Annotated in this window: 23 protein-coding genes and 9 tRNA genes; all 32 read right to left on the reverse strand. The window is 48.3% G+C overall.

The window, feature by feature from the left end:
• Positions 1-23 precede the first annotated feature (23 nt).
• Positions 24-539 (reverse strand): cell division protein SepF, encoded by a 516-nt coding sequence (locus BN3910_RS02510; protein ID WP_066924021.1) that lies wholly within the window; start codon positions 537-539, stop codon positions 24-26.
• A gap of 13 nt (positions 540-552) precedes the next feature.
• The gene (locus BN3910_RS02515) at positions 553-1,236 is read right to left on the reverse strand and encodes a YggS family pyridoxal phosphate-dependent enzyme (RefSeq protein WP_066924023.1); all 684 of its coding nucleotides are present in this window, start codon (positions 1,234-1,236) and stop codon (positions 553-555) included.
• On the reverse strand, positions 1,227-2,243 hold the full coding sequence (locus tag BN3910_RS02520) for an HlyD family efflux transporter periplasmic adaptor subunit (protein ID WP_066924025.1): 1,017 nt from the start codon (positions 2,241-2,243) through the stop codon (positions 1,227-1,229). Before BN3910_RS02520 ends, BN3910_RS02515 begins: the two co-directional genes overlap by 10 nt.
• Complete coding sequence (gene plsY / locus BN3910_RS02525; protein ID WP_066924027.1) at positions 2,233-2,835, reverse strand: glycerol-3-phosphate 1-O-acyltransferase PlsY; 603 nt, start codon at positions 2,833-2,835, stop codon at positions 2,233-2,235. Before plsY ends, BN3910_RS02520 begins: the two co-directional genes overlap by 11 nt.
• A 2-nt stretch (positions 2,836-2,837) precedes the next feature.
• Positions 2,838-4,151 carry a ribosome biogenesis GTPase Der gene (gene der, locus BN3910_RS02530; RefSeq protein ID WP_066924029.1) on the reverse strand — a complete coding sequence of 438 codons (1,314 nt, stop codon included), beginning with the start codon at positions 4,149-4,151 and terminating at the stop codon, positions 2,838-2,840.
• Entirely contained in the window at positions 4,151-4,615 is a 465-nt protein-coding gene (locus tag BN3910_RS02535; RefSeq protein WP_066924031.1) for a SoxR reducing system RseC family protein, read from the reverse strand. The genes der and BN3910_RS02535 overlap by 1 nt, the downstream gene beginning before the upstream one ends.
• Before the next feature lie 66 nt (positions 4,616-4,681).
• Positions 4,682-6,457 (reverse strand): aspartate--tRNA ligase, encoded by a 1,776-nt coding sequence (gene aspS, locus BN3910_RS02540; protein WP_066924033.1) that lies wholly within the window; start codon positions 6,455-6,457, stop codon positions 4,682-4,684.
• Between the two features lie 11 nt (positions 6,458-6,468).
• Positions 6,469-7,098 carry an MBL fold metallo-hydrolase gene (locus BN3910_RS02545; RefSeq protein WP_066924035.1) on the reverse strand — a complete coding sequence of 210 codons (630 nt, stop codon included), beginning with the start codon at positions 7,096-7,098 and terminating at the stop codon, positions 6,469-6,471.
• 8 nt (positions 7,099-7,106) lie between these two features.
• Positions 7,107-9,302 carry a RelA/SpoT family protein gene (locus tag BN3910_RS02550; RefSeq protein WP_066924037.1) on the reverse strand — a complete coding sequence of 732 codons (2,196 nt, stop codon included), beginning with the start codon at positions 9,300-9,302 and terminating at the stop codon, positions 7,107-7,109.
• A gap of 53 nt (positions 9,303-9,355) precedes the next feature.
• A complete protein-coding gene (gene recJ / locus BN3910_RS02555) occupies positions 9,356-11,137 on the reverse strand; it encodes a single-stranded-DNA-specific exonuclease RecJ (RefSeq protein ID WP_066924039.1) in 1,782 nt (593 codons plus the stop codon).
• Positions 11,138-11,162: 25 nt separating this feature from the next.
• Entirely contained in the window at positions 11,163-11,537 is a 375-nt protein-coding gene (yajC, locus tag BN3910_RS07485; RefSeq protein ID WP_075967975.1) for a preprotein translocase subunit YajC, read from the reverse strand.
• A gap of 108 nt (positions 11,538-11,645) precedes the next feature.
• A complete protein-coding gene (gene tgt / locus BN3910_RS02565) occupies positions 11,646-12,761 on the reverse strand; it encodes a tRNA guanosine(34) transglycosylase Tgt (RefSeq protein ID WP_066924040.1) in 1,116 nt (371 codons plus the stop codon).
• Positions 12,749-13,915, reverse strand: a complete 1,167-nt coding sequence (queA, locus tag BN3910_RS02570) for a tRNA preQ1(34) S-adenosylmethionine ribosyltransferase-isomerase QueA (protein ID WP_075967976.1) — start codon at positions 13,913-13,915, stop codon at positions 12,749-12,751. Before queA ends, tgt begins: the two co-directional genes overlap by 13 nt.
• Before the next feature lie 88 nt (positions 13,916-14,003).
• Positions 14,004-15,020, reverse strand: coding sequence for a Holliday junction branch migration DNA helicase RuvB (gene ruvB, locus BN3910_RS02575; protein ID WP_066924042.1), 1,017 nt, complete (start codon positions 15,018-15,020; stop codon positions 14,004-14,006).
• 25 nt (positions 15,021-15,045) lie between these two features.
• Positions 15,046-15,630: a Holliday junction branch migration protein RuvA gene (ruvA, locus tag BN3910_RS02580; protein ID WP_066924044.1), complete on the reverse strand. Its 585-nt coding sequence runs from the start codon at positions 15,628-15,630 to the stop codon at positions 15,046-15,048.
• Positions 15,631-15,632: 2 nt separating this feature from the next.
• Complete coding sequence (gene ruvC / locus BN3910_RS02585; RefSeq protein WP_066924046.1) at positions 15,633-16,127, reverse strand: crossover junction endodeoxyribonuclease RuvC; 495 nt, start codon at positions 16,125-16,127, stop codon at positions 15,633-15,635.
• Positions 16,124-16,846, reverse strand: a complete 723-nt coding sequence (locus BN3910_RS02590) for a hypothetical protein (protein WP_066924048.1) — start codon at positions 16,844-16,846, stop codon at positions 16,124-16,126. Before BN3910_RS02590 ends, ruvC begins: the two co-directional genes overlap by 4 nt.
• A gap of 116 nt (positions 16,847-16,962) precedes the next feature.
• A tRNA-Arg gene (locus BN3910_RS02595) sits at positions 16,963-17,036 on the reverse strand.
• Positions 17,037-17,048: 12 nt separating this feature from the next.
• Positions 17,049-17,119, reverse strand: a tRNA-Gly gene (locus BN3910_RS02600).
• 6 nt (positions 17,120-17,125) lie between these two features.
• Positions 17,126-17,197, reverse strand: a tRNA-Gly gene (locus BN3910_RS02605).
• A 93-nt stretch (positions 17,198-17,290) separates the two neighbouring features.
• Positions 17,291-17,372, reverse strand: a tRNA-Tyr gene (locus BN3910_RS02610).
• Positions 17,373-17,382: 10 nt separating this feature from the next.
• Positions 17,383-17,456 (reverse strand) — tRNA-Asp (locus BN3910_RS02615).
• Positions 17,457-17,476: 20 nt separating this feature from the next.
• Positions 17,477-17,548, reverse strand: a tRNA-Glu gene (locus BN3910_RS02620).
• Between the two features lie 6 nt (positions 17,549-17,554).
• A tRNA-Met gene (locus BN3910_RS02625) sits at positions 17,555-17,628 on the reverse strand.
• Positions 17,629-17,655: 27 nt separating this feature from the next.
• Positions 17,656-17,741, reverse strand: a tRNA-Leu gene (locus BN3910_RS02630).
• 5 nt (positions 17,742-17,746) lie between these two features.
• Positions 17,747-17,819 (reverse strand) — tRNA-Asn (locus BN3910_RS02635).
• Positions 17,820-17,955: 136 nt separating this feature from the next.
• On the reverse strand, positions 17,956-18,759 hold the full coding sequence (locus BN3910_RS02640) for a hypothetical protein (RefSeq protein ID WP_066924050.1): 804 nt from the start codon (positions 18,757-18,759) through the stop codon (positions 17,956-17,958).
• The gene (locus BN3910_RS02645) at positions 18,756-19,619 is read right to left on the reverse strand and encodes a patatin-like phospholipase family protein (RefSeq protein WP_066924052.1); all 864 of its coding nucleotides are present in this window, start codon (positions 19,617-19,619) and stop codon (positions 18,756-18,758) included. Before BN3910_RS02645 ends, BN3910_RS02640 begins: the two co-directional genes overlap by 4 nt.
• Before the next feature lie 42 nt (positions 19,620-19,661).
• Positions 19,662-21,395 carry a 4-alpha-glucanotransferase gene (malQ, locus tag BN3910_RS02650; RefSeq protein ID WP_148417317.1) on the reverse strand — a complete coding sequence of 578 codons (1,734 nt, stop codon included), beginning with the start codon at positions 21,393-21,395 and terminating at the stop codon, positions 19,662-19,664.
• Positions 21,392-22,477, reverse strand: a complete 1,086-nt coding sequence (locus BN3910_RS02655; RefSeq protein ID WP_066924054.1) for an ABC transporter ATP-binding protein — start codon at positions 22,475-22,477, stop codon at positions 21,392-21,394. The genes malQ and BN3910_RS02655 overlap by 4 nt, the downstream gene beginning before the upstream one ends.
• A 4-nt stretch (positions 22,478-22,481) precedes the next feature.
• Positions 22,482-23,372: a sugar ABC transporter permease gene (locus BN3910_RS02660; protein WP_066924056.1), complete on the reverse strand. Its 891-nt coding sequence runs from the start codon at positions 23,370-23,372 to the stop codon at positions 22,482-22,484.
• A gap of 4 nt (positions 23,373-23,376) precedes the next feature.
• Positions 23,377-25,422 carry a carbohydrate ABC transporter permease gene (locus BN3910_RS02665; protein ID WP_066924058.1) on the reverse strand — a complete coding sequence of 682 codons (2,046 nt, stop codon included), beginning with the start codon at positions 25,420-25,422 and terminating at the stop codon, positions 23,377-23,379.
• Positions 25,423-25,443: the final 21 nt, after the last annotated feature.

Consider the following 25,443-nt stretch of genomic DNA (forward strand, 5'->3'; position numbering starts at 1 on the left):
GGAACGCCGAGGGAGTGTAGTTCTTACAGCTGATACATCGACTGGTCGGTCACCGACTGTTTAACCGCGGCATCGACATCCACGCCCTTCGGAACGATAACGTAAATGTCCTTGGTCACTTTTTGAATATCGCCATTCAAGGCATATACGCCGCCACTGACAAAGTCGAAAATCTGACGTTTCTTATCGACCTCCAACATCTCAAGATTTAAGACAACCGTACGTGCCTGAGCGATGTTGTCCAATACCTTCGGTCCGTCATCATACTCCAGCGGTTCCTGAATGCTGATGCGCATACGAGCGGAACCGGAAGCCATATCGATGACTTTGCCCAAACGGGAAGCGGAAGAAGAAGACTCTTCATATCCTGCAGAGGCATAATCGGAAGAATAATTCGACGCTTTTTCCTGTTCCGGGTGGGCATCATAGGAATTATCATAGGAGCCGCGATCGGCATAATCGTATTCGTCGTTGTAGTCTTCGTCCTCATACTGATCTTCAATGCCGATCATGTTTTTCATCTTTTCAAAAAAACCCATTCTATCCTCCTCATCAGCTTCGTTTTCCGAATAAAGAGGTTCCGATGCGAACCATCGTCGCCCCTTCTTCTAATGCCACTTCAAAATCATGCGACATTCCCATGGACAAAATGTCCGGCTGGTTTCTATTATAACCGATGGAACGGCACTTTTCGAACAAAGTGCGCATCTTTTTGAACATCGGTCGGACATCCTCGGGATCCGATGCTGCCGGTGCGACCGTCATCAATCCCCGAAGGCGAACACGACGCATCTCTTCTGCTGCATCGAATAAGGGTAAAACCTCCTCAACCGGACATCCTCCTTTTTGTGCTTCTTCTCCGATATTGACCTCAATCAATGCATCAAAATGGCGATCATCACGAATGCCGATGCGTTCCATCTCCTGAAGAAGCGACAGACGATCAACACTTTGGACCAGGACGACATTTGTTGGAAGTTGACGCACTTTATTTCTCTGCAACTGGCCGATCATGTGTAAACGACTGCCTGCAAAAGCCGCTTGCTTGCGCAACATTTCCTGCACGCGATTTTCGCCCAAATCCAACAAGCCGAGTGAAACGGCTTCGTGAATCCGTTCTTCTTCGACGGTTTTTGTCACGGCGATGAGCGTAATTTCGTCCGGACGATGACCGAAACGAGCTGCTGCAGCATCCATCCGTTCGCGAATATCTTCCCAATTTTCTTTTAATCCCATCGGTACAGTCCTCCCTCCTTTACGTTCTGTGGACGAAGGATAACACGATCAAATCGACGAAGAGCCGCCTCGTCATCGTTATCATCCCCTCCAGCAACAAAAAATTCATCGTTTTTTTTCTCCGCACCCATGAGGTGAACCGGTATCTTTTTTGCAACATGATTTTTGTCCAAAACATAGCAGAACGTTTCAGCACCTTCACGAACAATGGCGGTTCCGGGAATGCGATAGCATTCGGCTTCGGACAGCACTAAACGAATTTGGGCAAAGCGTTCCCCGCGAATGCGCAAAACTCCGTCGCGAAGCGAAAAAATCAACAAGCTACGACCGAGCTCATCGTCACTGCGACGCACCAATTTTCCATGAAGAATGACATTCTTATCCGTTTTCAGCGTATATTCTTCATTCAAACGGACATCCAGAGGGAGAACTGACTGCGGTAAATCCAAGGCCAGATAAAACAGACGATTATCGATAAATTTAAGGCCCGAGAACTCCTGATGCGAAGCATTCTCTGAACCAAGATCGCCGGGAGAAAGCAAATTAAGCGATTCCGGCGTAAAAAGCGATTCATATCCGTCCGAAAACGGATAGACTATTCCGGAAAATGGCGTCAATACGGCATCTTGTTGAAGCATATTTTTCAGATACTCTTCCTCCGCCGTTCCGGCAAGCCGCGTAGCCGCAGATTCCAGACGTCGACGAACGGATTCATCCAATTTAATGAGCGGCGTATCTACACGATAGCGAATCTCCGTGTTAACACCATGTAACGCGTCCTTTGGCCAATCCAGGTGCTGAAAAACATCCGGCGCATATTCATGAAAAATGAAAGCACCTCTCCCCTCTCGAGATTGCTCCACGCGTTCCGACTGCACAAGGGTAATGGTCTTTGGATGAATAACCCTCCGAAAGAAAAAAGCCAAGAGGATTATCAGCAGCACAAAGATCAGCAATTTCCAAATGGAAAAACGACGTTTTACTTTTTTCTTCACTTCAATCGGCATGGTCGCCTCCTATGCGTGCTTCCTTGCCCTGAATAAGACGTTGAATATTATCCTTGTGACGATAAACGCAAACCAAGGCACAAAAAAGCAAAGCCACGCGGATCACCGGTGGGTGCGCAGTAAAGAACAGCGTGTAAATTGTTGAACCGCTCACTGCAAGAAGCGACCCCAGCGAAACAAAGCGCGTTCCGATCACAATAACAAAGAATATAGCAAGCCAAAAAAGGGTTAATGGTGTATCGACCACCATCATCGCACCACAAATCGTCGCAACGCCTTTTCCACCGTAAAAATGCAGAAATGGTGAGTAGCAGTGCCCAAAGACGGAGAAAAACAAAGCAAGCGCTGTAGCCAGCGGATCATAAGGAACGAGAAGACGAGCAAACCAAATGGACAACGCGCCTTTTCCGAAATCACCGGCAAACGTCAGAAGGCCGATCTTTACACCAAGCGTACGAAGCACATTGGTCGAACCGATGTTGCCGCTTCCGCTCTGACGAATATCGGTGTGCGCAAGGGTTTTTCCGAGCAACAGACCTGTCGGCAGTCCACCAAGGAAATAACTGAAAAGAAGAACCGCAAGCAGGTGCATGGTTACTCCTTTCTTTCCCGCACTTCAAGCTGCAGCGCCACACCGGTAAAATCAAAATTTTTGCGCAACTGATTTTCCAGATAGCGGAGATACGAAAAATGCATCAGCTCCGCGTCATTCACGTAAAACAAAAACTTGGGCGGACGCGTAGAAACCTGTGAAGCATAGAAAATTTTTAACCGATTGCCTTTGTCCGTCGGCGGTGGATTCATTACAACCGCATCACGAACTAAATTATTCAGAAGTCCCGTGGAAATGCGAAAACTGTAATGTTCATCGACCGCTTCGATCAGAGAAAACAAGCGATCCATACGTTGGCCCGTTTTAACGGAAACAGAAAGAATCGGTGCGTAATGATTGAACGTCAGCACTTGGCGAATGCGTTCTTCCATATTGCGCAAGGTGTTGGTTTCTTTTTCAACGAGATCCCATTTGTTTAACACAATAATAGAGGCCTTGCGCTGATCATGCGCATAACCGGCAATCTTTGCATCCTGCTCCGACGGGCCTTCTTTTGCATCAATCAAAAAGAGACAGAGATCTGCACGATCTACGGAGGATAACGTACGCAGAACGGAATATTTTTCAATGCGGGTATCCACCGATCGCTGTCGACGAAGACCTGCGGTATCAATCAGAGTATAACTTCTACCGTTGCGCTCATAATAGGAGTCAATGGCGTCGCGCGTCGTTCCGGGAATATCCGTGACAATCATACGGTCTTCGCCTAAAAGCGAATTGACCATGGAGCTTTTGCCGACATTCGGTTTGCCGATAAGGGCGATCTTCAGCGAATCATCTTCCTCTTCCGTCTCTACACCTTTCGGCAAATGGGCAAAAATCGCATCCAGTAAATCGCCGAGCCCGTATTGCTGCTCCGCGGAAATCACAAAGAGTTCAGGAAAACCCAGTTCATAAAATTCATACACCTCATGAGGCGTATCGTGCGTGTCAATTTTGTTGACAACCACCATACAGGGCTTACCGCTGCGACGTATTTTTTCCGCCACCATTTGATCCATGGCGGTGATACCGGTACGGCCATCCACCAAAAAAAGCACCAACTGACTGTCCGCCAAGGCCAGTTCCACCTGAAAAGCAATCTGCGTTGCCATCACATCGTCGGAATTCACTTCCAATCCGCCGGTATCCATGAGCAAAAAATAACGATTCTGCCATTCTACTTCACGATAAAGGCGATCACGCGTAACGCCGGGGGTATCTTCCGTTATGGCGGCACGCTGACCGACGAGCTTATTAAAAAGAGTGGATTTTCCGACATTCGGACGTCCGACAATCGATACAATAGGTCGCATTACGCCTCCATTCCCGATTGTTTTTTCGTACAACAATCGTCCGTTTGTTCCAAAACGCTCGTGCGATACAGCATATGCACTGCCGGAATGTTGCCTTCTTTTTTATCCACTGGTCGAATGATGAACGAATAGAGAACCAGTCCCAAGAAACCGGCAAGCACACTCAACACTTCATTCCCTTTGCCCATCCGTTGCTGGATAAAAAGGCTCAAAAGAAGACCGCCGAGAAAAAACACAAGCGGCAATACGTAGAGCAACCCGACGCGACGGAAAAACTGTTTGTTTTCCATTTCGACCATCACCCATTCGCCCTCGGCAACACCTAACGTATTTTCAATGCGATAACTGCTGGGCTTGGCATGACAAGCGTTGCAGGCTTGACAGGAACCGCACGCTTCTGCGCGCATAACCATAATCTCACATAGGTTTCCTTCGCATTTCGTCACCAATGCTTTGTTTTTCATACCTGCCTCCTTTCCAACAGCTCCGGTTAAAATTCCGATTGATGACACATTTCTTACGCGTATCTCTTATTCCTTATTCGGTGCAATATGGAGCTCTTGATATTGTTTTTCGGAAATGACGGTGGGTGCATCCATCATGAGATCCTGCGCGGTCTGCGTCTTCGGGAAAGCAATAACGTCACGAATATTGCTGCGGTTAATCATCATCATAATAAATCGATCAAGCCCATAGGCAATGCCGCCATGCGGCGGTGTGCCGTACTTTAACGCATCCACAAAGAAGCCGAAACGTGATGCAATCTCTTCTTCGCTCAGTTTCAGCAGTCGAAAGATCTTATCCTGCAATTCGGCATTGTTAATACGGATGGATCCGCCGCCTCGCTCATCTCCGTTAATAACGATATCATACGCCTGCGCACGAACACGAAGCGGATCGGTATCTAAAAGCGGAAGATCTTCTTCCAAAGGCTTGGTGAACGGATGATGCATCGCGACATAGCGTTGTTCATCTTCATCATATTCAAACATCGGAAAATCAACGACCCAGCAAAGCGCAAAATCATCCGGAGCAAAGGTCAGCTGTTCGTTTGCCACCGTTGTACGAAGCGTTCCCAGGCGTTCCAGTGTCTTCATTTCCGGCCCGATCAGAAGAACAGCGACATCCCCCTCATTAAGCGCCAGACGCTCCTCCAGGAAATGCTTCGTTTCTTCCGTCAAAAATTTATTGAAACTGGACTGAATGCCTTCTGTCGTTTTCTTTACCCACAGCATACCATTTGCGCCGATGCCTTTAGCAAATGTCGCAAGAGCATCCAATTTTTTCCGGGTATAGTTCTCCGCCTGTCCGTCAAAATTGATCCCGGCAATAAGTGAGCCATCGACTTTAGCCTGTTGGAAAAGACCGAAATCGGTAGTTTCCTCGATTCCGTTCAGCTTTACAATTTCAAAGCCGTAACGAAGATCGGGTTTATCCGTTCCGAAACGATTCATGGCTTCTTCATAGCGAATGCGACGGAACGGGCGAGGCAAATCCAGACCTAGAATATCATGAAAAACGGACGCCATTAAACGCTCATTGATTTCCAGGACATCTTCCATCGTCACAAACGACATTTCAATATCTACCTGCGTAAAATCGGGCTGGCGATTAGCGCGAAGATCTTCATCACGGAAGCACCGCGCTACCTGATAATACCGATCGGTTCCTCCGATCATGAGCAGCTGTTTATAAAGCTGGGGACTCTGTGGAAGAGCATAAAACTTGCCTTCGGAAACGCGTGAAGGGACCAGATAATCGCGTGCACCTTCCGGGGTGGGTTTTCCCAAATACGGTGTCTCCACTTCAATAAAGCCTTCATGATACAAAAATTCACGAAACGCGCGTGTAATTTCGGCACGTTTGGTCAGCATTTCCTGCATTCTTGGTTTTCGTAAATCAAGATAACGGTATTTTAAGCGCATTTCTTCTTTGACGTCATCATCGTCACGAATATAGATGGGCGGTGTTTTCGCCACATCCAATATGCGCAAAGTATCGCAAATCACTTCAATATCACCGGTGGAAAGATCCGGATTCTTCGCGGAACGTTCGACCACATGGCCGACTGCCGCCAGAACATATTCCTGGTGAACGGTCTTAGCTTTATCGTACAGCGCTTCATCCTCTTCACGGTTAAAAGTCAACTGTACAATGCCCGTACGATCCCTCAGGTCGATAAAGGCTAATGCGCCCAGATCGCGTACTTTTTGCGCCCAGCCCATCAGCACGACGGTTTTTCCAATGTCTTCTTTACGTAGCACGCCGCAATCATGCGAGCGCGTCAATCCGTTAAGCGATTCCATACTTTCTCCTTTTATTCCTGTTCCAGCACAGCGCGGACATAGGGATTCCAACGCCTCTCGTTTTCCATTGTCGTGGTTTCCCCGTGACCGGGATAAATCACCCGATTTTCGGATATAGAAAACAGTTTTTTCAGCGATGCACACATTTGCCCTTCATCCCCGGTAAATAAATCCATTCGTCCGATGGAACCGCAAAAAAGCGTATCGCCGGTAAACAATGCCTCGCCTAACTGAAAGACCACACTTCCCTGCGTGTGTCCCGGCGTTTCAATAGCCGATAACGAAAGCGAGGAAATGTCGTCTCCTTCTACGAACCAACGGCCCGGTGTAATATCCTTTGCCTGATCACCTAAAAGATCGGCATACTGACGAAGCGTATTGGTCAAAACATCTTTTTCATTTTTATGCAACCAAATCGGCGCATCATATTCCCGGTGATAATAACCGGCTCCGGCAATGTGGTCCACGTGAGCATGGGTCAATAAAATATCCGTCAACGTGAGCTTTTCGTCTTTAAGATAGCGATCAAATGAGGCGATCCTGGCGCCCGGATCAATCAGGATGGCCAGTTTTTTGACTTCGTCGCTCACAAGATAGCTGTTTTCACCGAAATAAGCACCTAAAGCAGTACGAATTTGCATTCTTTCTCCTAACCGTTCATGCGGAAAACGCTGATTGTGTTGGGCACAGCGCGTATTTTTCGCATGACTTCATATACTTCGTCGGCATCATCAATCTCCATGGTCATGAGAATGTGCGACATATTGTCGTTATCCGTATGCACCTGTAAGCCGGACATATTGATATCCATCTTATTGAGCAATTCGACGATATTGGCCATGTACCCCGTTTTATTGCGCGCCAAAATGCGCAACGTTGAATAGAATTTTGCCTTTTCGGTCTTTGCCCATTCCACCTGAATCAGGCGTTCCGGTTGTTTTGTGTTGACAATGTTGGCACAGTCACAACGATGCACGGAAATTCCCCGCCCCATGGTGATATAGCCGATAATGTCATCTCCCGGAACCGGCGAACAGCACTGCGCCAGCTTGATTTGCAGGTTAGAAACGCCTTCTCCGCGAATGCGAACCGCTTCATCGGTCATTTTGGAGCCGTGAAGCTCCACTTTTGGCGGCGCAGTCTGTTCCGAAGCCTGCTGCATTTCATTAAGGCGTTTTTCCTCTTCTTCCCTGCTCTTCTGCTCTTCATAGGCATTCTTCAGGCGTCCTGTGATACTTGCTAAAGATTGAGAGCCAAAGCCGATAGCGGCATAAAGATCGTCCGGAGAAGAATAGCTCGTGCGGGCAATTATCATACCCATGAGGGCATCGGTCATCAGTTCATTTGCATGATAGCCATCTTTCTTAAGATCCTGAATGAGCATATCGCGCCCAATGGCAATGTTGTCTTCACGATTAGCATGCTTGAAAAACTGACGAATTTTTTGTTTTGTCGATGGATTTGCAACAAATTTAAGCCAATCTCTTGAAGGGCCGGCAGTATTTTTTGACGTAAGGACTTCGACAATATTGCCATTCTCCAAAACATGATCCAACGGAACCAATCTTCCGTCCACTTTGGCGCCCACGCAATGATTTCCGATATCGGAGTGAATGCGATAGGCAAAATCTACGGGAGTCGATCCGCGTGTAAGTTCCACCACATCCCCGCGCGGAGAAAAGACATACACTTCATCCGAAAAGAAATCGCCTTTCAGTGTTTCCATATACTCCGTAGAATCGGTGGCTGTTTTCTGCCATTCCATCAATTGACGCACCCAGGTCAACTTCTTATCAAAAGCCGTCTTCTTGCGACGTCCTTCCTTGTATTGCCAATGTGCGGCAATACCGTATTCCGCCGTTTGGTGCATTTCAAATGTACGAATCTGCACTTCAAAAGTTTCGCCGCCCGGACCGATCAGCGTCGTATGTAACGATTGATACATGTTCTGTTTCGGCATGGCAATGTAATCTTTGAATCGCTTCGGAATCGGCTTCCATAAGGTATGCACTATGCCCAAAACGGAATAGCAGTCCTTTACCGTATCCACGATGACCCGGATGGCGGACACATCAAAAATCTGGTCAAAGGTCTTATTCTGTTGATACATTTTTTTATAAATGGAATAGAGCGTTTTCGGACGGCCGGAAATTTCAAAATGAATACCGATGGCATTGAGCTCATCGCTGAGCTGATCCATGATATGGCGAATGTATTCCTGTCTCTCTTCCAATCGCTTATGCACGAGCGCGGAAATTTCAAAATACGCATCCGGATCGAGATATTTTAAGCACAGATCTTCCAATTCGGATTTAATCGTGGAAATACCGAGACGATGGGCAATCGGCACATAGATTTCAATGGTTTCCGTAGATTTTTCGATCTGCTTCGCTCGATCTTTATAGTCCAGCGTGCGCAAATTATGCAGGCGATCCGCCAACTTGACGATGATCACGCGAATGTCGTTCGCCATCGCCATAACCATCTTACGGTAATTCTCCACCTGATTTTCGACTTTAGATTTGGATTGCAGTTGTTTAAGTTTGGTTACGCCGTCGACAAGATTGGTGATTTCTGCACCGAATTCCTGCGTCATATCGGCTTCGGTGACGGACGTATCCTCTAAAACATCATGAAGAAGGCCCGCACAAATGGTCTGATCATCCATTTGCAACTCAGCCAAAATCATTGCCACGTGTAGAGGATGAATAATATACGGTTCACCGGAGTTGCGCTTCTGGCCTTCATGCGCCGAAGCCGCTAAATCATAGGCACGACGAATCAGCGCTTCATCCGTAGATGGATGATAGGCTTTTACCGCATTGATCAATTGGTCAATCGTCATGCCATCCCCCTTGCCATAGGAAATTCGTCTGTCGAAACGATCGAATTATATTATTATAGCGCACTGATGCGCATATCGGCTAATTTTAGTTGGATCGATTTTCGTCCGTTGTATTCATTCCATTCGGGACGATAGAGAATATCTACACGTAAGCCTGACGGCTGACCGCGCAGCGCCGCAAAAAGATCATTTTTATTCTTTTCCGGACACGTGTTTTTGAGCGTCTCTAAGAGCACATCCCCGGAAAATGCCACCGCCTGCATAACCACCCCTTGTGATTCCAGACGAGCCTGCAGTACATTTTGCTTTTTTCCTACTAATCGGAAACCAAGAACATTGACGCCCATTGCAGCAAAAACGGGAGTGGAATTGCCTTTTCCGAATGGTTCCAGAGCCGTAATCTGTTCCATCGTCTCCGCGTGTAATCCGGAAAACGAGAGCTTCCCATCCGCTTCTATGGACGGCTCCAAATCAGAAGCTGAAAGCGATACTTCCCTGTTCCATATGGTGCGCAAGGTATCTAACTTTTCTTCTTCGATTGTAATACCACAGGCCATACGATGCCCGCCAAAAGCGACATATTGCTCACGATGACGATTAAGAGAAGAAAACATATCATAGGCCTCTACGCTTCTTCCCGAGCCCTTCAACAGATGCTCCCCGGCCTGTCCCGGCGCAAAAATGAGTGTCGGCCGATAGAACCGATCCTTTACGCGGCCGGCAATAAGTCCGCATAAACTTTCATGTACATTGGGTAAGACTTCTACAATCACCTTCGGCAGAGGGCGATTTTCCAACGTTGAAAGCGCCTCCTCGACCCCTTCGCGTGTCATGGCCTTTCGTTCTTCATTCAGGGAATATAGTTCGCGTGCATAAGCCGTGACCGTCTGCGGATCATTTTCCAAAAGCAGTTCCACACCGAGCCGCGCAGTAAGCAATCGTCCAGAAGAATTGATGCAGGGTCCGATAACGAACCCCACTGTATACGTGGTGATCGGTCGATTCCAGGCGTTCGCCGCCAAAAGTGCACGAAGGCCAGGATTCGTTGTCGCATTGAGCGCCTTCAGCCCCAGCGTCACGATCACCCGATTTTCTCCTTGGAGATCCATCATGTCACAGATGGTTCCGAGCGTAGCAAAACAAAGCAGTTCATCCAGAATAGGCAACGCGATATTTGCATAGCGCATTAAAGCCTGCATCAGCTTGAAGGCGATACCCGCACCGCAAAGTGCATCGAACGGATAGGTCTCTCCCGGAAATTTCGGGTTAATGAGCGCCTCACAGAGCGGTCGTTTTGCTTCTCCGTCCACCATGGTCGGTTCATGATGATCCGTTACAATGACGGGAATTTGTCGTCTATAGGCTTCTTCCAGCCCGGCAAATGCAGCAACGCCGTTATCCACGGTGATAATAAGACCGATTCCTTCTTCATCGGCCTGCTCAACCAGGGAGGGATTGATACCGTAGCCATCCTCAATACGATCCGGAATAGCGTAGCTTACCGCAGTTAATGGATCCTTTCCTTCCTGCTCAGCAAGAAAGCGAAGCCCTTTGACTAAAATCGCGGTTGCAGCAACGCCGTCCTGATCATAATCGCCGATGATTCGTATAGGGGTGTCGGAAGCGAGGCTTTCCATAATATAGGAGACCGCAATCTCCATTTCCGAAAAGAGAAAAGGATCATGAAATGCATCCTCCCGCGGATGCAGAAACGTCTCCGCTTCTTGCGAGTCAATGCCGCGATTGGCCAACAATAAACGAGTGAGCGGCGGCAACGCCGTCCTCTTTCCCAGTTCTTCATAGGCGGCTCGATTATTTTTCAGGAACCAGCGCATGAAAACTCCTTATCGGCTCGCAAAATTACTCTTGTTCGATGTGTTCTTCGCTTTCTGCTTCTTGCGGCACTTCTGCATCTGTGCTTTCTTCGCCTTCCCATTTCATCGTATCATCTTGTTTTTCGTAGCCATCTACCGGCTGTACAACATAGGAAAGTGCATTGCGCAAAAACTCCATGCGGTGATGATCACGGCCGGTTTCAATTTCAAAAGCGTCCTCAGAAAGCGCGACCACATTTCCGCGGATTCCGCCAATGGTGACAACCGTATCGCCAATCTTCAGGTTGTCACGCACCTTCGCCATCTCTTCCTGGCGTTTTTTTTGCGGACGAATCATCAGAAAATACATCGCACCGAACATTACCGCCAACATAGCAAAAGCATACCAATTATTGGGCATTTTTCACTCCTTTTTGTTTGCGGCAACGCCGCATAGTATTCATGACATCCGTTATATTGTACCACAGATCAAAAGAGCCATAGTGCGCACCTAATTCAAAAATACGCCTTAGCAACTTAAATAGCGCTGTAAAAAAGACACTTTAAAATCCAGAAAAGCATCACAGAGAATGGCTTCGCGCATTTCCTGCATCATATGCAAAAGAAAATACAGATTATGCAAGCTGAGCAAGCGCGATCCCAAGATCTCTCCCGCTGTCACCAGATGACGCAGATATGCGCGCGTGTAGTTGGTGCACGTTGGACAGTCGCAATCCCCATCCAGCGGCGAAAAGTCCTCTTTATAACGTGCATTACGCATATTTCGCTTGCCATCATGCACCAGAGCCTGGCCGTTTCGTGCTACGCGCGTGGGTAAAACACAGTCGCACATATCAATTCCGGCTTCGACCGAATCAAAAAGATAATCCGGCGTGCCGATGCCCATGTTGTAGCGAGGCTTATCCGCCGGTAGATACGGTGTGGTTAAACGCAATATACGAAGAAATTCTTCATGTGGCTCACCAACGCTGATTCCACCGACGGCATAGCCGTCCAAATCTCTGGATGTGGTCTCGATAGCGGATTCTTTGCGCAGGCGCTCACTGAAGCCACCTTGAACAATGCCGAAAAGAGCTTGATCCGTCCGACTTTTCTTCGCGATACAGCGATCCAGCCAACGCAATGTTCGGTGCATGGATGCCTCGGTATACGCTTCGTCCGCTTCATACGGTACACATTCATCAAAAGCCATCATGATGTCCGCGCCCAGTGCTTCCTGTACACCGATCGAAACTTCCGGCGAAATGAATTTCGCCGAACCGTCCAAATGCGACTGAAACGTAACGCCTTCCTCCGTGATGGACTTACGATCGGCAAAGCTGAACACCTGATAACCGCCGGAATCCGTCAACATTACACCGTCCCAATTCATAAAACGGTGCAGGCCGCCCGCTTTTTTTACGACCTCCGCGCCGGGACGAAGAAACAGATGATAGGTGTTGGACAAGAGAATCTGTGCACCGATCGCTTTTAATTCCGGCGTTGTCATTGCCTTTACGGTGGCTTGTGTTCCCACCGGCATAAAGACCGGCGTTAAAATATCGCCGTGCGGCGTGTGCAAAATACCGGCACGTGCGCCACAGTCCTTCGATTGATGAACCAATTCATAGGTTACTGCACGCATGGAAGCTCCTTGAAAATTTCATCTTGCATATCCGGTCCGTCATGTTCCGTTTCCGCACAAAACGCATCGTGGTGTACCGCGACGCCGCGAAACGCATTCGCCGGCTGATGATCGTAACGCGGTAAAATCAGCATCGCATCACCAAAGCTGAAGAAGCGATAGCGCAAAGCATTCGCCACTTCATAAGCATGCAAAATGCGTTCCCTTCCAACCAAAGCCGAAATCATCATAATAAGCGTTGATTCGGGAAGATGAAAATTCGTGATGATGCCGTCGATCACGCGATAGGTATAACCGGGATAGATGAAGATATCCGTCCAGCCGGTATCGCCCTGCAGCGTGCCATATTTTTGTGCGACGCTTTCCAGCGTGCGCGTTGAGGTCGTGCCGACAGAGATCACACGATGTCCCTCTTTCTTCGTTTGCACAATGAGGTCTACCGTTTCCTGCGGCAGAACATAAAACTCGGAATGCATGGGATGATCTTCAATGTTCTCTTCCGAGACCGGACGGAATGTTCCCAACCCGACGTGCAACGTTAAATACCCCAAGCGAATACCGTGCTTTTCCAAATCCGCCAACATTTCCTTCGAAAAGTGAAGGCCGGCCGTCGGTGCGGCGGCAGAACCGTCCACTTTGGCATAAACCGTTTGATAATCGTCTTTATTTTTCAGTTTTTCCGTAATATATGGCGGTGTGGGCATTGTACCTACACGATCCAACACTTCTTCCCAGACACCATCATAGGAAAAGCGAATCAGGCGCTGTCCCTCATCTTTGATCGCTTCAACTGTGCCTGTCATAATCTCTTCATTTCCTGCGGCAAAAAAAAGGACTGCTCCTTCGCGCATTTTCTTTCCCGGCTTTACCAGACATTCCCAGACATCACCTTTCTCTCGACGCAGAAGCAGGACTTCAACACGCTCCTCTTTGCCTTCGCGATGGCCGAAGAGTCGTGCCGGAATTACCTTGGTATCGTTCATGATGAGGGCGTCTCCCGGCTCCAGATAATCAAGAAGAAAGGAGAAATGATCATGCGTCATCTCCCCCGTGTTCCGATCCAGGACCATTAACCGGCAGTCCTCTCTTTTTTTCGTCGGATGCTGTGCTATCAGCTTCCGATCAAGGGTATAGCGAAAATCCGATGTTTTCATCGTTTCTCCTTTTCTTTCTCTGTCATCGCTATCTTGCGCAACAATTCATATTCACGCTTTCCGATAGATTTTGCGAACCGAACAGGTGCTATTCAATCGTATCGCGCGGAGGAAGCGCTTTTCCCATATAACGGTATGCGCTTGGAGTGAGAATACGTCCGCGCGGCGTGCGTGCCAAAAAGCCGATCTGCATTAAGAACGGTTCAATGACATCTTCAATCGTGCGACTTTCTTCCCCCATAGAGGCGGCAACCGTATCAAGGCCAACCGGTCCGCCGGAAAACAAATCTGCAATAACCGTTAAGAATCGACGGTCATCACGATCCAAGCCTAACTCATCGACTTCTAAAAGACGGAGGGCTTCCTGTGTTATCTGCGGTGTAATCTTTCCCTCACCGCAAACCTCAGCAAAATCGCGCACGCGCCGAAGCAGACGATTGGCTACGCGAGGCGTTCCGCGAGAACGACGGCCGATCTCCATGCCGGAATCCGCGTCAATGGCTATGTCGAGAATACCGGCTGAACGAGTGACAACACGCGCCAACTCCTCCGGCTGATACGGCTCAAAAGTAATCAATACGCCGAAACGATCACGAAGAGGCGACGAAAGCATACCGCTTCTTGTCGTTGCACCGATAAGCGTAAAGGGCTCCAGTTCAAGACGAAGGCTCTGTGCAGTCGTTCCCTTGCCTACCATGATATCCAGCGCGAAGTCTTCCATAGAAGAATACAGCACTTCTTCGATATTGCGATTGATTCGATGAATTTCATCAATGAAAAGGACGTCACCGCGATGTAAATTGGTTAAAATGCTCGCCAAATCCCCTTGTCGTTCGATGGCCGGCCCGGAGGTAATCTTTAATCGCGATCCCATTTCATTGGCGATTATGCCCGCCAATGTCGTTTTGCCCAAGCCCGGCGGTCCGGAAAGCAGCACATGATCCAGCGCTTCACCACGCGTTTTTGCGGCATCCATGAAAATCTTCAATTTTTCTTTTGTCTTTTCCTGCCCAATATAGTCACTCAACCAACGCGGACGAAGATTGCCTTCGGTAAATGTATCGTCGGAATTGGCCTGAATGTCAATAATGCGATCCTGCTCCAAAGCGTTCCCCTTTCATCTTCCTTTCTTAGCCGAGCCTCTGCAGTGCCATGCGCATGAGCGCGGAAAGCGGAAGCGAGGTATCCAATCCGTTAAGCGCACGCATGGCTTCGTTACGCTGATAGCCGAGGTTGATGAGCCCTTGAAGCGCAACGTCAAACTCCGCAAGATCCTCGCTGTCCTGCAGAGGAAGGGGATTCTCCGCCGCTGAAAAACTCTTAATCTGATCCACCAGTTCCAACAATATGCGACCGGCCGTTTTTTTGCCGACACCGGGTGCTTTGGTCAGAACAGAAAGTTCCTGATGTTGCACGGCGTGGACAATCCCTTCCACGCCGACCGCGGACAAAATGGAAATCGCTACCTTCGGGCCGACGGCGGACACTTTGGTCAATCGATCGAACATTTCCCGTTCCTGTTCATCATAAAAGCCATAGAGAAAAACGCCGTCATCCCGTACGATGTAGCGTGTATATACCTTTACTTCTTCACCGACCTGAAAGCGCGACATCGCCTTCGTAGAGGTCGCTAATTCATAGCCGATACCGTTGTTTTCCAAAATCAGTTTTTCGGCTTCCATGGCGGTCACTTGGCCGATAATATAAGCGTACATGGCTACCTCATTCGTTGCTGTTCTTTGAATCGCTGCCCAAAAGCATGCGTAATCGCTACAGCCAGGCCGTCCGCCGCATCGTCCGGCTTGGGAATGCGATCCAAACGAAGGAGCATTTTTACCGCATTCTGAATCTGTGTTTTATTGGCTCGACCATAGCCGGTCATTGCTTGTTTGATCTGGCCCGGCGTATATTCATAAAGTGGAATGTGCAGACGCTCAACGGCATTAACCTCTACACCGCGCGCCTGTGCGACGGTAATACCGGTCGTCTTATTTTGATAGAAAAAAAGCTCCTCAAAGGCTGCCTCATCCGGCGCGGCGTCCTTGAGCAGCTGATCCAATTGCTCATCCAATTGTCGTAATCTTGCCGGAAGCGGCATATGCGCCGGAGTTTCTATACAGCCATAGGTCACCGGACGAAGAAAATTTCCATCAAAATCAATAATGCCATAGCCCATTCGGGCCAAGCCGGGATCGATTCCTACAATTCTCATCGCGCATACCTTTCCAGAACGGCGTCATTTAAGCCGACCCAGAATGCGGTTTGATAGACCTTGGAAATCGTATTGTAAAGATAATGATTGATCTTGCCGTAAATCATATTGAGTTCGCGCAGTTCCAACCCGCTTTCCTCCACGGTAAGACGGGAGAGGTGATCAAAGTCAAGAACAATCTGCGTATCTAAAGAACCGTTCAGTTGCAAAATCTTTTTGCGTAGAACACGACGACAATAGAGATTGGCATAGCGACGCACTTCTTTATTGCCATCTGTAGAGGTTTTAATATGATGAAAAACCATAGATTGCAAACCCATTACTTTTCCCTGCTTGCAATCGTGATAGAGAATCGGCAATGTCGCCAGCTGTTCCGGTTCATATTCCTGAAGTGCAAGGCGCTCGAGGCGATCCACAAAAAAAGCGTCCTGACTTCCTGCAACATAGCCTTTCAAAAACACCGCCAATTCAAAGCGGTTGACGTCATCATTGATCAGTTTTTTAATCGCCGAAACGATATAATCGCGATCTTTACGATAGCGCAAAGAACGATTCAGCGACTTGTTCATCTGCTTCATCAAACGATAGCCGGGCTGAAGATTCGCCAATTTTTGGCGATGATCAATCATAGAAAGAAGAATATGCATCGAGTCCGGGTCATTCTGATATAAAAAACGATTTTCCAGACCTTCTTCGACTTGAAGCAGTCGATCATCCATGTTCTTCCCTCCTTTCGTTGATGTCTTTCAGTATACACTATTTCCCTCGCCTCGAGAAACTTTCCGGGGCAAACAGGGCAAAAAAAAGCCGCTTGAATTGCTTCAAGCGGCGCGCACGTGCCATTGAGGATTCGAACCCCAGGCCTTCTGGTCCGTAGCCAGACGCTCTATCCAGCTGAGCTAATGGCACATATCGTCGAAGAGCGGGTGAAGGGAATCGAACCCTCGTAGCCAGCTTGGAAGGCTGGAGCTCTACCACTGAGCTACACCCGCAAGAAAAGCGGCAGACGAGATTCGAACTCGCGACCCTCGCCTTGGCAAGGCGATGCTCTACCCCTGAGCCACTGCCGCACATTGCTTTGAAAAAGCGTTACTTGTGTACCCGAAGATATTACCATATTTCGGGCTTACCCGTCAACCGAAAACGATCAAGGCGGATAAAAATGGGCGAGAGCGGATTCGAACCACTGAAAGCATAGCTAACGGATTTACAGTCCGTCCCCTTTAGCCACTTGGGTACTCGCCCCTATTAAAAACGACCCGGATGGGCTTCGAACCCACGACCTCCAGCGTGACAGGCTGGCATTCTAACCATCTGAACTACCGGGCCTCACCACACTAACCGGTAACTGACCCTACCCGGATTCGAACCGGGGATACCGCCGTGAGAGGGCGATGTCTTAACCGCTTGACCATAGGGCCTTAAAGTAGCGGAGAAGGGATTTGAACCCATGACACCCCGGGTATGAACCGAGTGCTCTAGCCAGCTGAGCTACTCCGCCGTATTGCCGAAAGTTGCTTCCGGATAATGCCGAGGACCGGAATCGAACCGGTACGATCGGTAAGGATCGAGGGATTTTAAGTCCCTTGCGTCTGCCAATTCCGCCACCCCGGCACAAACGCCTTGTGTAGGACTCGAACCTACGACAACGCGGTTAACAGCCGCGCGCTCTACCAGCTGAGCTAACAAGGCATAGCGATGAAAATCATCGCCGCTACTTATTTTTTACGCTCCCTTCGACCGATGGTCGATCGATTTCGGTAGCGACTTGTACATTATAGCAACGTTCCAATAGGAATGCAAGAACCGAAGCATATTTTTTTTGTTATCACAAAGGCAAATCGATCTCTACTCTTCTTGGCGCTTCCATTCCTACTTTTCCGCCAATCATCACTTCTTCCTCTGCGCCAACCTTCTCCAGTGACAATTCAATTACGCCGCGCGGTTGTTGCAAGAGCACCGGTTTTTCACGCAGATGCCATGCGTCTTTTCTGGCTACCCCTACAGCATAGCTTCCTGAACCGCAGGAACCTTCCCGATACAGCGTTTTCGCTTCGGTGACATAAACGTAGGGAATCATGCTTTTCCTGCTTTCCTGCAAAAAGAGAAGACCATAGGCCTCCGCAGGATATTGCTCTTCGAGGGAGCAAAGCGCGCGATGCACAAAGGCTTCGTCCTCTTCACGATCCGGAACGAGAACATGAAGAATTCCCGGAAGCTGCACCGCCGTATACGATCTTCCCTCAAGAAGAACAGAAAACAATGCGTCCGGCTTCGGCAGCGCAATTTTGGCATAAGAACTTCTCGTATCCACGTGCACGGTAAGCGGATGGGAAACACCGCTCACGTGCACTTTCTCGATTACTTTTCCTTCTCGGTTTTTAGCAATCGCCTGCAATAAGCCGAGCGCCCTGGAAGCATTGCCGCAAAATTCCCCGCCCATCATATCAAGGCGCAGCGGTTCTCCCCGGTCATTCATGGTGATAAAACCAACCTGTTCCACACTTTGATCAACCTGGTCCATCAGGGCTCGCCCGATCACTACACGCTCGTACTCTGGAGTCGGGGTAAATACAAACGCCGTAATGTTTCCGGCGGGATCCATGCGCTGATACGTAATCATTTTTTTCATTTCTTTTGCTCCCGAAGATGCAGAAAAGCGGAAATTTTCTCGCCGTCATGATATCCCGCTTCGTATAATTTCAGCAGTGCATTCTTATCACGGCGCAACGTATCCACCCCGAACGTATCTTTTGGCGCTAAAATCAGTACCTTTCCCTGTTGCCGATATGCTTTGGCTCGTTCCACTCCCTTATTGTACTGTTCGGCACGAGCTTTAAACGCTTCTGCCGCTTTAGGAAATTCCTGTTCAATATGGCGGGCAATGCGTCGGTCCCGATCCGCCTTTCGCACCGTATCTTCGGGTTTGGTCAGGATCAGAATCACGCGATCGCAGCCTTCCGCAAAGGCTTTTTTCAGAGGAATACAATCCGCAAGGGCGCCATCATAATAGGCTGTGCCGTCGAGCGTCACAGGACGACAAAAATACGGAAGCGCCGAAGAGGCTTTAAAGACACCATAATGATCCTGATGGATGTCGTTTTTGTCAAAATAACGCGGACGCCCCGTCTCCGCTTCGGTCGCTACAACGATCAGATCCATGGGGTTTTTTTTCATCGTTTTATAATCCAGCGGATCTTCTCCGTTACTGTTGCTCAGTGTCCCATAGACATAATCCAAATCCACCGCATTACGATGACGAAGAAATTGCCAAATACTCATATATTCTTTTCGGAACGAATAGTCCGCATAAAAACGCAGATTGCGTTTTGGCTGTTGAGCGAGAAAGGAGGCCAAATTAGCGCTTCCGGCAGAAACGCCGATCCCCAGATCAAACGTAATCCCTTCCTGTAAGCAATAATCAAAGATGCCGGCACCATAAATATCGCGCATTCCTCCACCCACATCGATAATGCCGATTTTTTCTTTCATCGCTTCTCCTTCCCTCTTCTCCTATTCGTTGCCGATTCCTCTTTAGCGACCATAAAGCACATTGAGTGCGCGCAGTCTCTTCGTTATTTCCGGATCGGCATAGTCGCGCAAAAGACGCCACTTCCAGTTTCCGCCAAGCGTTCCGGGAAGATTCGTGCGCGTGCGTTCATCCGTCCACAGAATATCCTGCATTTGCAAAACGCACAAATCCGCTACGGTTGAAATGGCCCCGCGAAGTAGCCCCCAACGCACACCTTCCGAGTCATGAAGAGCAAAATAGTCTCCCACCAAACATCGAATATGCGGATCCAAATGCTCCCACCAAGTTCTAAGCGGTTCTGTATCATGTGTACCCGAATAAATACTGGTGTGACGATCAAAGCGATGCGGTAAATAATCCGAATCGCTTCCTCCTCCAAAAGCGAATTGCAAAGGCTTCATACCGGGAAAGCCTGTCTTTTCTCTTAATGTGATGACTTCGGGAGAAAGCACGCCCAAATCCTCCACTAAAATGGGCAAAGGCCCCAGTTCACGCTGTAACGTAAGGAAAAGCGAAAGGCCCGGCCCCGGTTCCCAATGGCCATATCGGGCTGTCTCATCCTCCGCCGGGACAGTCCAATAATGCGCAAAGCCGATAAAATGATCCAGACGGAGAACATCATACAGGTTGAGATTGGCACGGAAGCGCCGCACCCAGAAGGCATAGTTGCGCTCCGCTATCACATTCCAACGATACAAGGGATTTCCCCAGCGCTGTCCGTCCGCCGTAAAGGCATCCGGTGGCGCACCGGCCACCATCGTCGGGTTTCCGGATTCGTCCAGATAGAATTCGTCACGTTTTGCCCAGACATCGGCGGAATCATGAGCGATATAGATCGGCATATCGCCGATAAAAAGCAATCCCTTTTCATGAGCATAGTCCTTAAGGGCGCGCCACTGCCGGAAAAAATGATACTGTAAAAATATCTGAAACAGCAAATCTTCCTCATGCTCTGCGCGAAAAGCAGCAAGCGCAGCGGTATCCCGATCACGATATTCCGGAGCCCACTCCGTCCATTGCACATCAAAGTGCTCCGCTTTTAACGCCTGAAACAGAGCGTATTCTTCAATCCAATCCGCATTTTCTGCGCGAAAATGCGCAAGGGTTTCGCACGTTCCCCGATCTCCTTCAAGAAAAGAATACCCGAATATTGTCGTTGTTTCATCGGTGGCAAGAGGCTGTTTCCCGACAGCACGCTCGAAGGCTCGGCGAAGAAGACGATAACGCTGATTGTAGAGCAGCGAATAATTGACGTATTCTTCCTCCTCACCGAAGGGAATCGCTTCCAGTTCCTCACTCTCCAGCAAGCCGTCGGCACAAAGATATTCGAGGTCAATAAAATACGGATTTCCCGCTACCGTCGAAAAACTTTGATAGGGAGAATCCCCGTAGCTTGTCGGTCCAAGCGGAAGGATTTGCCAGTAACGCATTCCCGCCTCGTGCAAAAAATCACAAAAGCGATACGCTTCAGCGCCGAAGGTCCCGATACCATATTTCGAGGGGAGTGAAAAAATAGGCAGGATAATTCCCGTTCCACGCGGAAAGGAAACCACGGATAGTTCAGGATGGGCGGCGATATGCTCTTCCTTATCATTTCGACTTGCTGTCCAATGGGCATAGGCTTCCTTGTCGCTTCCCCACTCCGTCAAAGAAGAGACGCCGCTATGCGGCGTCTGCGACATGGACAACGTTGAATCGTTGGTATAGTCCATTTTTTCCTCTCTTCTTCCTGTCATATACGTTTCTTCGTTTCGCCATCAAAATAATGCATAGCTTCATTATCAAAGGCAAACTCCTCCGCCTGCCCTTGCACAAAATGGTAATGACCGGGCATAGTCATCACAAGGTCTTTTCCACTGGGCAGCTTAACGAACAGAGACTGTTCTTTGCCTAAGTTTTCAATGACGTCCACATGGAAGGCCACGCGATTTTTTTCGGATGTTTCTTTGTTCAGGAAGCGCTCGGAACGAATACCGGCAATGACCTTTTTTCCCTCGTACATTTTGAGACGGGATGCATCTGCAGCGGAAGGTTCAATGCGTACTTCATCATTTTCCGTACAGAACACGCCATTAACCATTTTCCCTTCCAGAAGGTTCATCGTTGGTGAACCGATAAATTGCGCCACGAACGTATTGGCCGGCGTATTGTAAAACTCATCCGGAGAACCGTCCTGTTGAATCTGCCCTTTATCCAGAAGAATGATCTTGGTCGCCATCGTCATCGCTTCCGTCTGATCATGCGTAACGTAGATGGTTGTGGTTTTCATCTGTTGGTGAATGCGCACCAGCTCGATGCGCATATGTTCACGAAGCTTTGCATCTAAGTTGGATAGTGGTTCATCCATCAAGAAAATTCCAGGATTACGGACAATGGCGCGTCCGAGGGCTACGCGCTGACGCTGACCGCCGGAAATATCCGATGGACGTGAATAGAGGTAATCCTCAATCTGTAAAAGCTTTGCCGCATCTTTTACGCGCTTATCAATGATCCCCTTTCGCTCTTTGCGCATTTTTAGCGAAAACGCCATGTTATCGTACACCGTCATGTGCGGATAAAGCGCATAACTTTGGAAAACCATGGCAATGTCGCGATCCTTAGGAGGTACTTGATTGACCACACGATCACCGAAAATCAATTCTCCCTCGGTTATGGAGTTTAACCCGGCAATCATGCGCAGCAGTGTACTTTTTCCGCATCCGGACGGTCCTAAAATGACACAGAAATCGCGGCTCTTAATTTCCAGATTGATGTGACGAAGTGTAAATTCTTCTCGTCCTTCATACTTTTTACCGATGTTCTTCATTAATACCTGCATCGCATTATCCTTTCACCGAACCGGAAGAAAGTCCGGATACCAATTGTTTTTGAAGCATGATAAATAACGTGACAATGGGCAGTGCCGTCAGCAGTCCGCCGGCAGCAAAAAGGGGCTGGCGCATTGTCCGTGTATCGTCAATCAAAGTCTGTAAGCCCGTAGCCAGGGTGTATTCTGATGGGCTTGTCAACAACACCTTAGGCAACATGTAGTCCGTAAATGGTGCGATAAACGCCCACAAGGCGATAATGGCAAGCATCGGACGGACAATCGGTGTGATAATCATGCGGAATACCTGGAAATTGGAGCATCCGTCCATACGGGCAGCCTCATCCAACTCCGTGGAAATGGAATCGATATAGCCCTTCATGATCAGCGTATTGTTTGCGATGCCGCCTGCTGAATAAATGAGCACCAACATCATCTGTCTGGTAAACGGCGGAATGACACCGGAAATAATCTGATGCATGGTAAAGTAGGCTGTAATTCCTGCAAACGTCGGAATCACCTGGATAAGTAGAATGGTCAAAAGCGACCCCCTCTTAAACTTAAAGCGAAAACGAGAATAGGCATATCCGGTAAAAGCGACTACCAGCGTTTGAATGATGGCGGATGCTACGCCGATAAAAACCGTATTTTTTAACCAGGAAAGATACTGCGTATCCTGAAACAGGTCGCGGAAATTATTCAGCGAAAACTCATATCTTCCGTTTAAGATAAGGTATTTCCCCTGCGCGCCATTAAACGAAGAAACGATGATCTGCAAGATCGGCCAAAGCACGATAAATGTCCATAGCGCTAATACGACGTATGTGACACCCACACCGACACGACCAATCGGCGTTAATGGCTGCTGGTCCTTCAAATAAAAATTCTGTCCTTTTTTCTTACGCATAACGTTATCCCTCCCGGAAAGCCGAAGTACGGCGATATCCGATAAAAGCCACCACAATGAGTACGATGGAAATGAGAATGGAAATGGCAGCGCCAAAGGCTTGATACTCATTTTCCATGGTCAGCTTGAAAATGTAGGAGATGAGAAGATCACTGGTTCCGGCAAGATTTCCGTACTTGGTCGGATTGAACGGTCCCCCTCCGTTAAAGAGCTGGATAATGGTGTAGTTATTAAAGTTAAACGTGTATTGTCCAACAAGGATCGGTGCGGTCTGAAACAACAGCATCGGCAGGGTGATGCGATGAAACTGCTGCCAGGCATTTGCACCGTCCATTTCTGCTGCCTCATATAAATCAGCCGGAATAGATTGTAAAACACCGGTAGCCAGCAAAAAGATATAAGCGTTTCCGCACCATCCCTGAATGAAAATCAAGGCGGCACGCGTCAAATTTGCATCGTTCTTGACGTTTACCGTATGTCCTGCCACAGAAGACAATACCTCCGTCAAATAGCCATCCGGCGCCAACATAATGGAAAAGAACATAATGGTGATGAACGCAGGAACTGCCCAAGGCAAAATATAAACCGTACGGAAGAAGCGTTTACCGCGAATATGTTTTCCGTTAACCAAAATAGCTAATCCCATACCGATCGCAATCGCCAAGGTAGTTGCACCAAGCGTCCATATTACTGTCCAGCCTAAGATTCGCCAGAAGAGCGAACCCTGCAAGCCTTGCGCACGGAGGATCGTCATATAATTATCCAAACCGATCCAGCTGAATTTGGACTGATGGTCGGGGTCCATGCCTGTGAAGGAGAGAAGCACTGCCGTAATTATGGGGATGAGTGTGATAAATAAGATCAACAATACAGCGGGAATATTGACGAAATACGGAAATCCCTTTTCATTGATTTCCCGCTTCGTTTCAAACCACTGATTCGGACGTATGCCCAGCATCTCGTCTTTTTCCACTTTTCGTGCATCCACAAAAGCAACGCCTATCAAAATGAGGGATAAAAAAACGAGAACAAGGGAGACGATGCCTTCTATCATAAAGATAAGCGATCGGTCTACACGAGCACCATTTTTCGCAAGCGTAAACAGTCCCATCAGCCCTTCTCCCTGATAATTGCCAAAGCCCAACGCATACGGGACAGCAATCAGATAGATAAAGAGTACGATAAGAAGACAATACGCGCCTTTCTTTTTTTGTCCGTTGAGAATTTGGCCAAGGCCCGGAACGGGCAAAGAAAACAAGCAACGCCACAACGAATTTTTCATTGTCTCCGCCGGTACACTGCGACGAATGGCAGAGATTTCCTCATTTAATGTGGCTTCCTGTTGACGGTTGTCATTGCGTAAATGATGTTTGATGTTGTGAATCAAATCATCATGATATTTTTGCGGCGCATAATATTGCTTAAGGGCAATATCTTGTTGATATTCATTTTTAGCAATTTTTACCGCATTGTCGTATGCTTTTCGGGAAATTAACCCTTCATGCAGAGAATTTTTTAACTCCTGCACACGCGCATCAAACTGCTTCTTTCTTTCTTCTTTATACTGCGCTTCTTCCGTTTGATACGCAGCTGCTTTTTCGGTATCGACCTTTTGCTGATTGGCATATTCCAAATCCAGCAAAAGAAGACGATACGAGGTAATCATCGCCGGCAACAGCTCCACTTTCTTTTCTGCCGTGCGGTAAGCAAGTTCCGCATCGTAGCACAAATCCACGTATGGAGCATAGAATTCCGCCATTTTTTCCGCGCGGAAAAGGGTGATCAGATATTGTCTTACTTTAGGATCCTTATCATCAATCTGCGCTTGGGCTTGCGGTTCTTCTGCCTTGAGCGTTGCGAGAAATGTCTTTTCCGCCTGTTCATATTCGCGTAATGCGATAAGATAAGGATGAGTATCTTTTTGTGCTTTCAGACGACGAACGGTATCGGTATCCCCCGCATTTTGTGCAACAGCGAGTTCCCGCAGATATTCATTTTTCCGCGGATATTCTCTCCCGATTCGATCCGTCAGCATCACGGGATAATTCATATCGTTTCCCTTCTATTCGAA

This window comes from Murdochiella massiliensis (assembly GCF_900059565.1).
Classification (GTDB): domain Bacteria; phylum Bacillota; class Clostridia; order Tissierellales; family Peptoniphilaceae; genus Murdochiella; species Murdochiella massiliensis.